General features: G+C 39.3%; 17 protein-coding genes and 2 pseudogenes. 3 read left to right on the top strand and 16 right to left on the bottom strand.

Going from position 1 to position 14142, the window contains the following annotated elements:
* Positions 1 to 30 precede the first annotated feature (30 nt).
* The 8 genes and pseudogenes from dnaJ to ACFJIZ_RS09730 all read right to left on the bottom strand — a co-directional run bounded on the left by dnaJ (position 31) and on the right by ACFJIZ_RS09730 (position 5865).
* Positions 31 to 1200: a molecular chaperone DnaJ gene (gene dnaJ / locus ACFJIZ_RS09765; protein WP_379092936.1), complete on the bottom strand. Its 1170-nt coding sequence runs from the start codon at positions 1198 to 1200 to the stop codon at positions 31 to 33.
* Between the two features lie 4 nt (positions 1201 to 1204).
* Positions 1205 to 1771 (bottom strand): nucleotide exchange factor GrpE, encoded by a 567-nt coding sequence (locus tag ACFJIZ_RS09760; RefSeq protein WP_379092933.1) that lies wholly within the window; start codon positions 1769 to 1771, stop codon positions 1205 to 1207.
* A gap of 129 nt (positions 1772 to 1900) precedes the next feature.
* Positions 1901 to 2585: pseudogene (locus tag ACFJIZ_RS09755) on the bottom strand (cell division ATP-binding protein FtsE).
* Between the two features lie 2 nt (positions 2586 to 2587).
* Entirely contained in the window at positions 2588 to 2791 is a 204-nt protein-coding gene (locus ACFJIZ_RS09750; protein ID WP_379092930.1) for a fructose-6-phosphate aldolase, read from the bottom strand.
* Positions 2792 to 2841: 50 nt separating this feature from the next.
* Positions 2842 to 3045: a gliding motility-associated C-terminal domain-containing protein gene (locus ACFJIZ_RS09745; protein WP_379093986.1), complete on the bottom strand. Its 204-nt coding sequence runs from the start codon at positions 3043 to 3045 to the stop codon at positions 2842 to 2844.
* Positions 3009 to 4121, bottom strand: coding sequence for a hypothetical protein (locus tag ACFJIZ_RS09740; protein ID WP_379092927.1), 1113 nt, complete (start codon positions 4119 to 4121; stop codon positions 3009 to 3011). Before ACFJIZ_RS09740 ends, ACFJIZ_RS09745 begins: the two co-directional genes overlap by 37 nt.
* 82 nt (positions 4122 to 4203) lie before the next feature.
* Positions 4204 to 4641: a hypothetical protein gene (locus tag ACFJIZ_RS09735; protein ID WP_379092924.1), complete on the bottom strand. Its 438-nt coding sequence runs from the start codon at positions 4639 to 4641 to the stop codon at positions 4204 to 4206.
* A gap of 204 nt (positions 4642 to 4845) precedes the next feature.
* A complete protein-coding gene (locus ACFJIZ_RS09730; protein WP_379092921.1) occupies positions 4846 to 5865 on the bottom strand; it encodes an acyl-CoA reductase in 1020 nt (339 codons plus the stop codon).
* A 78-nt stretch (positions 5866 to 5943) separates the two neighbouring features.
* Between ACFJIZ_RS09730 and ACFJIZ_RS09725 the strand changes: the two genes are divergently transcribed.
* Positions 5944 to 6294 carry a 4Fe-4S dicluster domain-containing protein gene (locus tag ACFJIZ_RS09725; protein ID WP_379092918.1) on the top strand — a complete coding sequence of 117 codons (351 nt, stop codon included), beginning with the start codon at positions 5944 to 5946 and terminating at the stop codon, positions 6292 to 6294.
* Between the two features lie 394 nt (positions 6295 to 6688).
* Here the strand turns inward: ACFJIZ_RS09725 and ACFJIZ_RS09720 are convergent, their stop codons facing one another.
* The gene (locus ACFJIZ_RS09720; protein ID WP_379092915.1) at positions 6689 to 7234 is read right to left on the bottom strand and encodes a shikimate kinase; all 546 of its coding nucleotides are present in this window, start codon (positions 7232 to 7234) and stop codon (positions 6689 to 6691) included.
* Between the two features lie 47 nt (positions 7235 to 7281).
* The gene (locus ACFJIZ_RS09715) at positions 7282 to 7731 is read right to left on the bottom strand and encodes a universal stress protein (protein WP_379092911.1); all 450 of its coding nucleotides are present in this window, start codon (positions 7729 to 7731) and stop codon (positions 7282 to 7284) included.
* 171 nt (positions 7732 to 7902) lie between these two features.
* On the opposite strand from ACFJIZ_RS09715, the gene ACFJIZ_RS09710 reads away from it, so the two are divergent.
* A complete protein-coding gene (locus tag ACFJIZ_RS09710) occupies positions 7903 to 8613 on the top strand; it encodes an NlpC/P60 family protein (protein ID WP_379092908.1) in 711 nt (236 codons plus the stop codon).
* Between the two features lie 61 nt (positions 8614 to 8674).
* Here the strand turns inward: ACFJIZ_RS09710 and ACFJIZ_RS09705 are convergent, their stop codons facing one another.
* Positions 8675 to 9325 carry a YceH family protein gene (locus ACFJIZ_RS09705; RefSeq protein WP_379092905.1) on the bottom strand — a complete coding sequence of 217 codons (651 nt, stop codon included), beginning with the start codon at positions 9323 to 9325 and terminating at the stop codon, positions 8675 to 8677.
* A 56-nt stretch (positions 9326 to 9381) separates the two neighbouring features.
* Here ACFJIZ_RS09705 and ACFJIZ_RS09700 point away from each other — a divergent pair, with 56 nt between their 5' ends.
* On the top strand, positions 9382 to 10173 hold the full coding sequence (locus ACFJIZ_RS09700; RefSeq protein ID WP_379092902.1) for a carboxypeptidase-like regulatory domain-containing protein: 792 nt from the start codon (positions 9382 to 9384) through the stop codon (positions 10171 to 10173).
* Here ACFJIZ_RS09700 and ACFJIZ_RS09695 read toward each other — a convergent pair.
* From ACFJIZ_RS09695 to hisH, 5 genes and pseudogenes are all read right to left on the bottom strand, one after another.
* On the bottom strand, positions 10170 to 11072 hold the full coding sequence (locus ACFJIZ_RS09695) for a WD40 repeat domain-containing protein (RefSeq protein ID WP_379092899.1): 903 nt from the start codon (positions 11070 to 11072) through the stop codon (positions 10170 to 10172). The genes ACFJIZ_RS09700 and ACFJIZ_RS09695 overlap by 4 nt on opposite strands.
* Before the next feature lie 67 nt (positions 11073 to 11139).
* Positions 11140 to 11748 (bottom strand): bifunctional phosphoribosyl-AMP cyclohydrolase/phosphoribosyl-ATP diphosphatase HisIE, encoded by a 609-nt coding sequence (gene hisIE / locus ACFJIZ_RS09690; RefSeq protein WP_379092896.1) that lies wholly within the window; start codon positions 11746 to 11748, stop codon positions 11140 to 11142.
* A gap of 84 nt (positions 11749 to 11832) precedes the next feature.
* Positions 11833 to 12627, bottom strand: coding sequence for an imidazole glycerol phosphate synthase subunit HisF (gene hisF, locus ACFJIZ_RS09685; RefSeq protein WP_379092893.1), 795 nt, complete (start codon positions 12625 to 12627; stop codon positions 11833 to 11835).
* Positions 12628 to 13377: a 1-(5-phosphoribosyl)-5-[(5-phosphoribosylamino)methylideneamino]imidazole-4-carboxamide isomerase gene (gene hisA / locus ACFJIZ_RS09680; protein ID WP_379092890.1), complete on the bottom strand. Its 750-nt coding sequence runs from the start codon at positions 13375 to 13377 to the stop codon at positions 12628 to 12630.
* A gap of 1 nt (position 13378) precedes the next feature.
* Positions 13379 to 14012: pseudogene (gene hisH, locus ACFJIZ_RS09675) on the bottom strand (imidazole glycerol phosphate synthase subunit HisH).
* Positions 14013 to 14142 lie beyond the last annotated feature (130 nt).

The following is a 14142-nucleotide window of genomic DNA, read 5'->3' as shown; positions in this document are numbered from 1 at the left end:
AAGCCTTCCAAATTTTGGAAGGCTTTCTTTTTATTCGAAATATTCTTTCATTTTATCGAAGAAGCTCTTGTCGTTTTTACCGGGCTGCGGTTTAAAGTTTGGAGATTCTCTTAATCTTTCTAAAATGTCTCTTTCTTCTGCATTTAACACTTTAGGTGTCCAAATGTTTACATGGATAATTTCGTCACCACGGTGGTACGAGTTGATCTCTGGAATACCTTTACCTTTTAAGCGCAATAGTTTTCCACTTTGAGTACCTGGCTCAATTTTGATTTTCGCCTTTCCGTCAATGGTTGGCACTTCTGCACTGTATCCCAAGGCTGCGTCTATAATGCTTACATGTAGGTCGTAAACAATGTTGTTTCCTTCGCGTTTTAAGGTTTCGTGTGGTAATTCTTCAATCAAGATGATCAAATCTCCAGGTACGCCACCATTTGGTGCTGCATTTCCTTTACCAGCCATGCTCAACTGCATACCTTCGCTTACACCAGCTGGAATGTTAATGGTAATTGTTTCTTCACCACGAACTGTTCCATCGCCATGACAGGCACCACATTTAGCAGTGATCTGTTGCCCGCTACCATGACAGGTAGGGCAGGTTGCGGTAGTCTGCATCTGACCTAAAATGGTATTGGTTACTCTACGTACTGCACCACTACCACCACAAGTTTTACAGGTACTTACAGACGATTTATCTTTGGCACCTGTACCATCACAGGTTTTACAGGTGATCTGTTTATTTACTTTGATTTTTTTCTCGGCACCGTGTGCAATTTCCTCTAAAGTCAATTTCACCTTGATGCGCAGGTTGCTCCCTTTCGCTACTCTACGACCACCGCCGCCACGAGATTGTCCGCCGCCACCAAAAAAGCTGTCGAACGGGCTACCACCGCCACCAAAAATATCTCCAAACTGGCTAAAGATATCTTCCATGTTCATGCCGCCACCGCCGTAGCCACCGCCACCAGCTGCACTACCTACACCGGCATGGCCATATTGGTCATAACGTTGTTTTTTCTCAGGGTTGCTCAATACTTCGTAAGCTTCGGCAGCTTCCTTGAATTTTTCTTCAGCAGCTTTATCATCAGGATTTTTATCCGGATGGTATTTAATAGCCAATTTGCGGTAAGCTTTTTTTATCTCTTCCGCCGATGCGTTTTTAGCTACGCCAAGTATGTCGTAAAAATCTCTTTTGCTCATTGTATTAACTACCTACTACTACTTTTGCAAAGCGGATCACTTTGTCGTTTAAGGTATATCCTTTTTCTAATTCGTCAACTACTTTACCTTTTAAATCATCAGATGGAGCAGGTATATTGGTAATTGCTTCGTGTATATCTGTATCGAAAACCGTATTGATGCTTTCTAGCTCTTTTAATCCTTTTTGACTTAAAATGCTTTTCAGTTTGTTTTGAACCAACATAATACCATCACGAATGGCACTTACTTCTGTTGTGTTTTCGGTAGCTTTTAAAGCACGTTCAAAATCGTCCAAAACAGGTAGTAACGACACTACAACATCTTTGCCCGCAGTTTGTAACAATTCGATACGTTCTTTTTGGGTACGACGTTTATAATTATCAAACTCAGCAAATAAACGCAGGTACTTGTCGTTCAAGGCAGCGTTTTCTTGTTGTAGTTTTTCTTCAGCACTAAGTTCTACCGTAGGTTCTGTAGGAACGTTTTCTTCGTTCTGTGCATTTTCTATTTCTTGCTCAGCCTGATTATTTTCGATAATCGGTTCTTCTTCCTTTTTCTTCTTATTAAACATGTTGTATACTCGTGTTTTCTGTGTTCGAACGCAAAAGTTTTGCCAATAACGAAAATCAGCCATGCTGTCAGCTAAAATTAATAATTACCTAACAGAATGGCTGAAATCTAAATTTTTGTCAGAATTGGACTAGGCAATCTGCGCATCTTCATGCACCACACCACCCTCACATTTGATGATGCGCGAAGGGAAAGTGCGGATGATATGATAATCGTGGGTGGCCATTAAAACGGCAGTTCCACTTTGACTGATCTGTTTCAATAACAAAACGATTTCTTCTGAAGTATCAGGGTCTAAGTTGCCTGTCGGCTCATCAGCAAGAATAATTTCTGGGTTGTTCAGCAATGCCCTTGCAATTACCACACGTTGTTGCTCGCCACCAGAAAGCTCATGTGGCATTTTTTTAATCTTAGAGCGCAATCCAACTTTTTCCAATACATCTTTAATGCGTTCGTTCGATCAGGTTTTTATCTGTCCATCCAGTTGCCTTTAAAACAAATTCAAGGTTTTGTTCGATGGTCCTATCGCTTAACAACTGGAAATCTTGGAACACAATACCCAGTTTTCTACGTAGGTAAGGTACATCTTTATCGGCCAGGTTCTTAAGGTCGAAACCAGCAACTTTTCCATTGCCATTTCCGATATGCAGGTCGCCATAAATTATCTTCAATAAACTACTTTTTCCAGAGCCGGTCTGGCCAATCAAAAAAACAAATTCGCTTTTGGCAATATCTAGGTTTACGTTCGATAATACCAAGTGTTTTTGTTGAAAAACATCAACGTTCTGCAAGTTGATCACTATGTTTTCTGCCATGTTTAGATATCTAATTTAGTAACCTGCCCAAAAGGAAGGTCATTAATAATGTTCATGATGTAATCCAATTTATCACCAAAGCCCAGTTTATCCAAAGATTTGTCGGGGCGACTTACCCTAAAATAAGCCAAAAGCGTAAACTTCTCGTCCCTTAGTTGTACGTAGTCGGGTATTTTGGCAATGCCTTTTACTTTGATGATATACATTTGTTCAAAAATAGCATTTCTAGCTGATAATCGAACTGAAATAATCGATTTTATCTTGTTAAAAACACCCAGCCCGTAAATGGTTTAAAATCTTCGTTGAGGTAAAGTGTATAATAATAGGTCGCTGTGGGCAGGTCTTTGCTCTTAAATTTACCATCCCAAGGTTTAAAAGGGCCTTTGCTTTCGTAGATGAGCTGTCCATCTCGGTTAAAGACCTTTAATTGAGGATCGGCAAATGCTTCGGCAGCCGGAATGTTCCATTTATCGTTAACTCCATCTCCATTTGGTGTAAAAGTATTAGGATCTCTATTTTGGGATACACTTTTACAAACACCTCATCAACAGCTACGTTGCAGCCAGATTTTACGGTAAGGGTATAAGTGATGTCTTTTGGGGGCGAAGCTATAGGATGGAGCTTGGTTGGGTCATCTAAAAAGGTAGTCGGACTCCAAGAATAGGTTACATTATCGCCAGTGGCTTTGCCATTCAAGGCAACAGATTGACCGAAAAGTAGTTTTTTGTCTTCTCCGGCATCAGCTAGCGCCAATTTAAGCACGTTTAATTGAACCGAGGCCGTAGCCGCACAATTGCCATTAGAAACGGTAACCGTATAATTGGTGTTTTGTAGGGGAGTAGCAATAGGGTTGGCAATGTTTGGATCAGATAAACCTTCAACAGGCAGCCAACGGTAGGATGTGCCACCCGAAGCCGAAAGCTGGATGCTGCTTCCGGCACATACATCAGAACTGGCGATGTTGATTTTTGCATTTACTTGGGGTAAAACCTGAATATTGATCTGTGTTGTTTTGGCACATCCGGCCGCATTTTTTACTTCAACCGTATAAAGGCCGTTAACATTGGCGCTTACCTTATTGATGCTAGGGTTTTGTAAATTGGATGAAAAGGCATTTGGTCCAGTCCATTTAAAGGTGTCGCTGGGATTGCCATTTACCTGCAACTGAATATCACTGCCTACACAGAGTGTACCACTAAAGGAGGCTTTAGGATTAGGGTAGGCAACTACATTGATCGTGAAGTCGCTAGAGGCAACCCTACAGCTTGGAGAGTTGATGTTCTGTTGCTCAGCTATTAAAATCCGATATTGGTAGCTGCCCAATTGGGCATTGGCAAAATTGATCGTGGTTTGGATTTTGTCCTGTCCTGCAATATCTTTCCATATGCCATTTGATCTTTCTTGCCATTGATAGGCCGGGTTGGTATAAGCATTGGAAACTTGTGCAGATAAATTGACTGCACTGTTTTGGCCTTCGCATAGATCGGCCACCGAAACGACATTGTTATTGATGATCGGTTTGATCTTGGTCCGCATGGCCTAAAAGTAATATCGTCTAGTGCAAGGTCGTTACCGATGCCCCCAGGGTTTTCATTGGTCATTTTTAAGGTTACGGTGGTTACATTTCCCGGTGTGGTAAAAACCGTTCCGTATTTGATCCAATCATTTGGACCGCCCTCGTTGATGTCGTTGGTAAGAAGGTCGACACTGGTTGAATTGTATTGGATAGAGAATTTGATATTTGGCTTGATCCTGGGTTTTTTAGGATATTGATGATGTAGGCGGCAAACTCATAAGTAGTATTTGGACAAACATTAATGCTTTTTTGGTAGAAAACTCCTTTGTTATAATCGGCATTGACCACCATAAAATAACCATTAGGGTCGTTGGGTGTATGGTTAACTATATTTTGATGCCAGCCAGGATTTAAACCAGCGGTGGTTTTGACGATGGTATATTGTCCATCTTCTGGGTTGCCACTATTGTAGATGTAGTTGGTTTCTGTAATAGGTGGTCCCACTGTATTACTGCCTCTACCAAAATCGATATTGATCACAGATTAACCCAAAGCACCTTTACATATCTGCGCGTTAATCTTTATTGCCGAAAACAATAGCAATATAACAAGCCCGAAAGTTCTTAAACTGATAGTTAATGGATACATTGGATGAGAATGATCCACAAAGTAGCAATTTTTTATGGTTTGTTAGGTTTGGAAGGACTTTGTTGTGCTTATGTTGTGGTATGATGTAGTATTGATTTATAAACTTTGTAGAAAATCTATCGTATTTACGTTGTCGGCATAATCCCAAAGTTTAGGATTTTGACTGTCTCCAAAACCTACCTTTTCTTTGTTGATTTTTAAAGGAAGATTAGAGACCACGCATTGGATCTGTTCGTCCTGCTCATTTAATTTAGCCTCTATCTGCTCGATGGTATTATATTCTTCGTAAAACAATACGGCCAAAGGCGAGACAAAATTTTCATCTTCTTTAACCAGGATAAAACCATTGTCTAAATGTTTTACACCATTAACTAGATAAATGGATTTGTTGTAATCGTAGTTGTTGTTGTATTTAAAGTGGTCGATTATTTTTTGGTACTGTTCAATGGGCTCGAAGAAATTCTTCATGTCATAATTTTCAGGAACGTAAGTCTTAGATACATTTCTGCAGCCTAGACCAAAATAATCGAAAATATCGTGTCCAAGGTTTTCAAGGTCTGCTGTGGTTTCTTCACCACTCAAAACTGCAATACTGTTTCTGTTCTTGCGGATAATATTGGGGACTTTGCCAAAATAATAATCGAAATAACGAGAGGTATTGTTGCTGCCGGTAGCAATAATGGCATCGAAATCTTTTAAGCGTTCTACATAATTGATATGGGTGGCCAATTCAGGCTCAAAAGCTACGAGTTGTTTCAATAGAGCGGGTAATAATTTATCGTCAGCTGATGACATCTTGATTAATGCAATATTACCAGTAGCCAACACACAAAGTACATCGTGAAAACCTACCAAAGGGATATTTCCTGCTAAGATCAGGCCCACTTTTTTAGGGGAAGGGTTGATGTTGATCTGCTCAAACCATGTGTCTAGGTCTTGGGTGTTCAGCATCTTACTTAAGGAAAGCAATGCTTTATTTACCTCTGCTTCGGTAAACCAGGCATTATGGTGCTGGGCGGATTGGGCTACATTTTTGAACGCATCGCTGGGGTTGGCCATAAATTCGCTCAGCTTTTGTAACGCAATAATTAATCTTCCTTTGGTAAGTGATGACATATTTAGAACTATTATAAATGAATATGTGTTATATTTGCAGCTGCAAAGTTAAACTTAGCAATAGATATAGACGAAGACATGGCAATTAAAATAACAGACGAATGCATAAATTGTGGAGCATGTGAGCCAGAATGCCCAAATAATGCAATATATGACGCAGGTACTGCCTGGAGATTTTCTGATGGTACCAATTTAGATGGTATCATTGACTTTGGTGATCAACAAATTGATGCAGGTGCTGCCCAAGAAGCAGTTTCTGATGAGGTTTATTATATCGTTTCAGATAAATGCACCGAATGTAAAGGCTTTCATGACGAACCTCAATGTGCGGCAGTATGCCCAGTAGATTGTTGTGTGGATGATGAAGACATCAGAGAGACGGAAGAAGAATTATTGGCTAAAAAAGCTTGGTTACACCAAGAAGGATAATAGGATTTATCGAGTTAAACGATAAGCCCATGAAAAAGAGATGTAAATTTTACATCTCTTTTTTTGTTAGTCAGAATTTGCGGTTGGTTTGGATTTGTAAGCTCGACTATAGTATTTCTTAACACATAGGTACATAGAAGACATAGGTTTAGTCGCGCTATTTGGTAAAAAGAATTGTCATGCTGAATCTGCCTAAATATTTTTTGTATGGGTCTTCGACAAGCTCAGACTGACATTTTATAGAGTTAGTCGGGATTTGTAATCCCGACTTTAATCCCTGAGGATTTACAATCCTCATTTACCAAACTTCAAAATTTTCGAACAACGAAAACGTATTTCGCTAAAGGATAGATTGTCAGATTGCAAATCTCGACCAGCATCAGTTTTTTTATATTTAAAGTTTGTCGGACAATTGCGCTAATATCATTTCCATTCTTTGCGTAGTGCTATGATCGCCTTTAAGAGTTAATATCGGAGTGGTTTGTTTGGCTATCCAGTTTTGATGTGCATTTAAGGTTCGGGTTGCAACACCCGTATCCTCATCGTAATCTTTGGCCCATGCTATAAATTCGTTGAATAGTCGATTTCTTTCAAGGTCGGTAAAAATGATATCCCCATATCGTTCCAATTCCCGCTTTTTTAATCTTTCCATTCTAATGGCCGATGGAATCCATAAAAATACAATCAGGTCAAAGGTTGGGAATACTTCAGCTCCCCAATTGATGATGGAACCACCTAAGATCCAATCTTCCTGTTGCTGTAGTGCTGTTTGTACCAATTGATTACGTTCAATAGGTTTGCGTCTTTTCGTAAAGGGTGGATTGGAGGCTTCCCAAAAGTAATGGTCGCTATCAAAATAAGGAATATTGAGTTGGTTGGCCAAGGCATTGCCTAACGTGGTGACACCCGAACCAGACGCGCCAAAAATATGAATCTTCATAGATTTCAAAATTAATCAAAATCTAAACCTTTCATTTAAAGTGTTTGTTAAATCTCGCTTTTGTTTGGAACAATTAAGACAGGGCAAGCAGATTTTCTGGCCACATGTTCGGCAACACTACCCATTAAAAAGTGGTATAGACCAGTTCTACCATGTGTACCAATCACAATCAACTCGGCACCCCACTCTTCAGCTTGTTGTAAAATACCATGACTTGCTGTATCCAAAACCGTTAGGTAAGTGGTAGCTATACCATGACCATATTTGCCTTCCATTTCCTTTAACAACATATGACTATTTTCTTCACTGTTGTCGTACATTTCCATAAAAACAGGAGCCAAGGTAAAATCGGGATTTACGGTAGTGGGTGCAGGCTCGATGATGTTTAATAAGGCTATTTCTGCATCAAATTTAGCCGCCATTTCATAGCCTGTTTTTGCTGCTTTTTCAGAACAAGTACTATTGTCTACAGCAATTAATATCTTTTTGAAGTTCATGATGCAAGCATTTAGATTTAATGATATAAAAATAACAAATTTTGGCCATAAATGTTTGGTTCTAATGGTTTATCATTATTTTTAGGGCATACATTTAGAATATGGAAATCTACCACATTTGTCGAGTTGCCGTAGCACCTTTAAGAAAAGAACCATCAGACCGGAGTGAGATTGTATCTCAATTACTTTTTGGAGATTCGGGTTAAGGTTTTAGAAAAGACCGAGAAATGGTGTTTGGTGGTTACGCATCATGATCAATATCACGCATGGATGGACCACAAACAACTGGAACGGATTTCTGACCTACAGTTTGCCGATGATAATGGCTATGGTTATGTTACACCAATTCAGTTAGATAATACGTTGATTGCCAATAATGGAACGGCTTACTACTTAAGTCCGGGCAGTACCTTGCCTTATTTTGAAGATGGCTTTTGTTATTTGGGTGAACAACGCTTTGAGGTAAAATCTACTCCAATCATCCCTGATCGCACTAAGTTTAAAACCGAGGTAGAAAAGACGGCAAAGTTTTACGAAAATACACCTTACTTATGGGGAGGAAGAACTTTATTCGGGATAGACTGCTCTGGTTTTGTACAGATTGTTTATAAATTAAATGGGATTGAATTGAGAAGAGATGCCTCGCAGCAAGCAGAACAAGGCGAGTTGGTAGACTTTTTAGCTGCTGCCACCTTGGGCGATTTAGCTTTCTTTGACAATGAAGAAGGAAAAATCACACATGTGGGTTTAATGCTAAGCAATGACCAAATCATCCACTCGGCAGGTAAGGTAAGAATAGATCCAATTGATGATCAAGGCATTTATAACGCAGAGTTAGGCAGGTATACCCATAAACTGACGATCATCAAAAGGTTTGTTTAATGAGTTTTATGTTGTAAGTTTTATGAATAGTTTTCACTTTCAACTTAAAACTTGCTACTCTCTATCCCATCAATTCTTTCATCAGCTTGTCGAAATTGGTCTTAAGTTCGGCCAGTTCTTCTTCTACTTTACTTAAGCGCTCTTCCAATCCGTTATTTGCTTTCGGGCTTTCTTCTGCAATGTATTCTTCTTCAAAAGCTTCGATGTTGCCCGAGAAAAGGTGCATGTAACGGACCTCTTTTTGTCCTGGTTTGCGTGGGAGTTGTTTAATATAGGCCGGTTCTTCGTTAGCTAGTTTCTCTAATACTTGTTGTACTTCTTCTAAAGTCTCAAACTCATATAATCTTCCAGAATTGGTATTGATTTCGCCTGGGGTTTGTGGGCCACGTAAAAACAAAAGGCACATGATAGCAACTTCGGCAGGTAGAACCGGAAAAACAATGGCAAAATTATGTTTGTATTTGATGTTCCTGATCGACCCTCCTGTAGCCGTAGAAATCAATCCGGCAATCTTTAAAGCATTAAGTGCCGAAGTGATGGTAGAATCGTCGTACTGTACTACAGGTTTACGAGATGTTTTTTGATTACAGGCAGCCGCTAGGCCATTTAAAGTCATTGGGTAATAATCAGGTGTGGTTTTGCATTTTTCCATTAAGGCGCCCAATACTCTGATCTGTGCAGCATCTAATACAGGTAATTTCGTCGTGTCCATGCGTTAAAGGTAAATGATTTGCCCAAAATCTGAAATGAAAAGCAATATAATTTCGTATGGGATATGGAATTTATGGTAAAAAGTTATCTTTATTAAAACACTTGACCAACTTTTATATGCCAAAACTTAAGATTTCCGTTCCTCAACCTTGTACCCAACAATGGGCCCAAATGCAACCTGCCAAAGATGGGCGCTTTTGTAGTTTTTGTGAAAAAGAAGTGGTCGATTTCAGGACATGGAGTATGGATGAACTGGTAGATTGGTTTAGTAAAGCTGATCAAAAGGTATGTGGACATTTTAAATCTTCCCAACTTGATGCTGTTCAAAAAGATGAAGTTAGAAGAAGAACTTGGACATTCAGCTCGAAAATAATATTGGCTTCCTGTTTGACACTTTTTACAAGCACTAAAGTTTGGTCTAGTACGCAGTCTAAATCTGGTCATGCCATTTATGAGGATAAAGATTCCATTAAGAAAAAACTATCATTGGAGCATTTACAAGATAGTATAGTGATCAATGGTAAAGTTAAAGATAGTATTGGACAAACTGACCTGCTTGGCGTAAAGGTGTTTATAAAAGGTACTGAGCAACGTGTTTTTACAGATTGGCTTGGCAGATTTAAAATTCAAACAAAGCGTAATCAGGAAGTGGTTTTGATATTTAGCTATTTCGGTTATTTAACTAAAGAAATTGTAATCTTACCAGAAAAAACCGAAGATTTAAAGATAGAGTTGGTCACAGATGGCATAGTTAGAGAGCCTGTTATTCTGGGAGGAGTAGTTGTTATTACTTCTCGTAAACCTTCTTTTTTGAAACGAATGATGAATTTTATAAAAAACCCTTTCTAAATTTCGCTAAATTCCCAAACCATTACTTTTCTGTCGTCACCTGTAGAGATCAGGTATTTTCCATCAGTAGACCAAATGATTTTGTTTATAGAATGCGTATGGCCAATGCCAGCTTTTTCTAGACTTAGAATCTTGTATAACTTGAAATTTTCTGCATCCCAAAGTTTAATGCTCTTATCCTGACTGCTAGTTGCAAAATAGGGTAGGCTAGGGTGAAAAACAATATTGTAGATGGTAAACATATGGGCAGGGATGGTCTGTAAAAGCTGGTAATGCGGCAATCCCCAAATTTTTAACTGTGCATCCCTACTGCCAGAAATCAGATAACTGTTTTTGGGATGATAAGCTAAAGAAGTTACAGGCAACGAATGCCCTTCTAAGGCTTGTTTTAAACTGTAATCGGCCAGGTTATAGATGCGGATCAAATGGTCTTTACAGCCAAAAGCGATTTCGGATTCGTCTGGAGATACGGCAATGCAGCGCACGGTATCATAAGCAACTTGAAACCGATAGATTTCTTTAAAATCTACTAGCGACCATACAGCTACCGTGCCATCCTCACCAGTAGTTAACAATTCATTTTTCCCTTTAACGGTTTGGATATCAAAAATAGGTTTGGTATGTGCATTTACACGTGTAATAATGGTTTGCGTAGTTAGGTCGTACACACTAAAAGCACCGCTTCTTTCGCCTATAAAAAGTTGATTGTTATATCGGTGTAAGCAGTAAACTGAACTTTGAACAGGTACTTTTACCTTTACAAAGGCCATTTCTTTTAACGACCACTCTACTACGCCCTTGTCATTGCCTGCACTCAAAAATAGCTCTGGCTGATCAGTGTTGGCCAAGGCATAAACTGGGTTTTGGTGTCCGGCAAATGTTTTGTGGTGTTTGAGCATGTTGAAGTTTAAAGTGAAAAGTTTAAAGTGAAAAGTTGAATAGTGGCAAACTTTTAACCTTTAACTTTTAACTGGGTTTGTGTCTTTTTTCCAAATTTAAGGCAATATCTTGAATTGATAATCCCTTTTCCTTTAATAAGAACATCAAATGAAAAGAAAGATCTGATGCCTCGCCAATAAACTCTTCTTCAGTTTCTGCCAAAGCTGCGATGACAGTTTCTACACCTTCTTCACCTACTTTCTGGGCAATTTTGTTCAGTCCTTTTTGACGCATCTTATTGATGTATGAGCCCTCAATTGGGTTTTCATACCTGTCATTAATGATGTTTTCTAACTCAAAAATAAAGTTTTGGTTATAATTGGTTTTGAAACAGCTTCTGCTTCCGGTATGGCAGGTTGGTCCAACAGGGCTAGCTTTAACCAATATGGTATCGTTGTCACAATCAATATGTATAGCTTTTACAAAGAGGAAATTGCCACTTTCTTCACCTTTGGTCCATAAACGGTTTTTAGAGCGAGAAAAGAAAGTTACTTTGCCCTCAGCCTGTGTTTTTTCAAAAGCTTCGGCATTCATATAGCCTAACATCAAAACTTCCAACGTTTTGTTGTCCTGCACAATTACGGGAATCAGACCATTTGTTTTCTCCCAGTCAAGGGATGAGCTATCTATATTCATTCGTTTGTTCTTTGGTAAAGGGGTTAAAGGTTTAGGGTATAAGGCATAAGGTCTTGGTACTCAAATCTAACATCTCATATCTTTCTACAGCCTTACCGGGATATTGTGTTTTCTTAATTCGTGTTTGAGGTCTGGAATCAATATTTCACCGTAATGAAATACAGAAGCTGCCAATGCTGCATCAACACCAGCCTTTTGAAAAACTTCGGTAAAGTGCTCCATTTTTCCAGCTCCACCAGAAGCAATGATGGGGATGTTGACCATCTTGTTGATCTTTGCAAGTAGATTGCAATCAAAGCCCTGTTTAGTGCCGTCGTGGTCCATAGAAGTTAACAGAATTTCGCCTGCACCCAGTTCAGTTGCTCGTTTGATCCAGCTTTCTGTTTCCAATGCTGTAATTAGCCTACCACCATTTAAGTGTACGATATTTTTACCATCAATGTGTTTGGTGTCAACTGCCAAAACTACAAATTGTACCCCAAATGCCTTCGCCAAATCCTCAATAAATTGTGGATTTTTAACTGCAGCCGAGTTGATGCTGATTTTGTCTGCACCTGCATTTAACAGCGCTTCAGCATCTGCAATTTCGCTGATCCCCCCACCAATCGTAAAAGGGATGTTCAGTTGCCTGGCCACTGCCTTTACCATTTCGATCATGGTTTTACGTCGCTCATGCGTAGCCGTGATGTCTAAAAAAACAAGTTCATCCGCACCTTGCTGTGCATATTGTGCAGCCAGTTCAACAGGGTCACCCGCATCACGTAAGTCAACAAAGTTGATGCCCTTTACCGTACGGCCATCTTTAACATCTAAACAAGGGATTATTCGCTTAGAAAGTGATGAGACACTATTTTCCATTTCACCTTTTACATTTTCCATCTATATGGAAGAAAGCGCCTTCAAATTCCATTCTTTGATCTCTTCAATAGAAATCCGCTCCTCATAGATCGCTTTTCCCACCACCACACTTCTAATGTCCAGTTTGGCCAGTTCTTTAATGTCGTCCATTGAACTTACACCACCAGAAGCAATTAATTTGATAAAAGGAGAGTGGTCTAACAGCTTCTTATATAGATCAACTGCGGCACCCTCAAGTTTACCATCTTTGTTGATGTCGGTACATAAGAAACGGAAGAAACCCAGTTGCAGACACTTGTCAACATAATCCATTAGTTTGATCGGAGAACTTTCCATCCAACCAGAGTACTTGATCACTTCGTCCAATACATCAATGGCAATTACAATCCTATTGGCATAACCTTCTTTTTTAACAAAGGCCTTGCTTAATTCGGGTAAAAAATCGGGATTGCTGATCGCTTGTGTACCAACAATCACTCTATGTATGCCCGAATCCAAAAGATTGTTTACCTGGTCAATGGTTCTGATTCCACCACCATATTGCACCCGCATATCGGTTTTTTTGATGATGTCGAACAATGCTTTTTGATTGCTAAAATCTCCCTTAGCGCCATTTAAGTCAATAATATGGATAAAATCTGTACCATTAGAGCGGTAACGTTCGATCATTTCTTGGATAGAAACATCGTACTCTGTTTTTTGGTTATAGTCACCTTCCCGTAGGCGGACAACTTTTCCATCTAAAATATCTATTGCAGGTATTATGTACATTTTATAAACTTAGGTTTGAGAAGTTTTTCAATAAAAGCTCTCCAGCTGCACCAGATTTTTCTGGGTGGAACTGAACGCCATAAAAATTATCTTTTTGTATCGCTGCCGAAAACCTGTTTCCATAATTAACGGAGGCAATATCAAAAATAGGGTTATATTCAATAAAATAAGAATGTACAAAGTAAAATTGTGTATGCAATTGAACATCCTTAAACAACAAATTGTTTTTAAAATCTACAGTGTTCCATCCCATATGTGGGATTTTGATCCTAGATCTTATCAAAAAGTTTGGTTTGTAAAGGGATGATATTCAGTAGGTCAGCATTTCCTTCCTCCGAATGTGAGGTTAACAGCTGCATGCCTACGCAGATGCCCAATACAGGTTTTTTTAAAGCTTTGATGGCATTGACCAGTCCGGTTTGTTCCAGTTTGCGCATGGCTGCACCAGCATGCCCAACTCCTGGGATAATGATCCGTTCATATTTTCCCAAATCAGCTTCGGTATTGACCATGCCATAGGCAATGCTTTGCCGCTCCAATGCCGCAGTAAGAGAGAAGATGTTGCCTGCCCCGTAGTTTACAATGCCAACTTTTCCGGCAGATGTAGTGCTATCTTTTATATTGCTTTCTTCCATTCTTGTGTTTTTGTTAGCAAATGATTGTCAGTTTTTTATGGGTACTGTAGCCCTGCTATTCGTTGCAATGTTTTTATTGGTCTTCGACAAGCTCAGCCTGACAATAAAAACATTTCCACTGCCATCAGGT

This window comes from Pedobacter sp. UC225_65, assembly GCF_042698365.1.
In the GTDB taxonomy this organism is placed as follows: Bacteria; Bacteroidota; Bacteroidia; order Sphingobacteriales; family Sphingobacteriaceae; genus Pedobacter.
The sequence above is the reverse complement of the archived record's forward strand: the minus strand, read 5'-3'. Positions and strand labels throughout refer to the sequence as shown.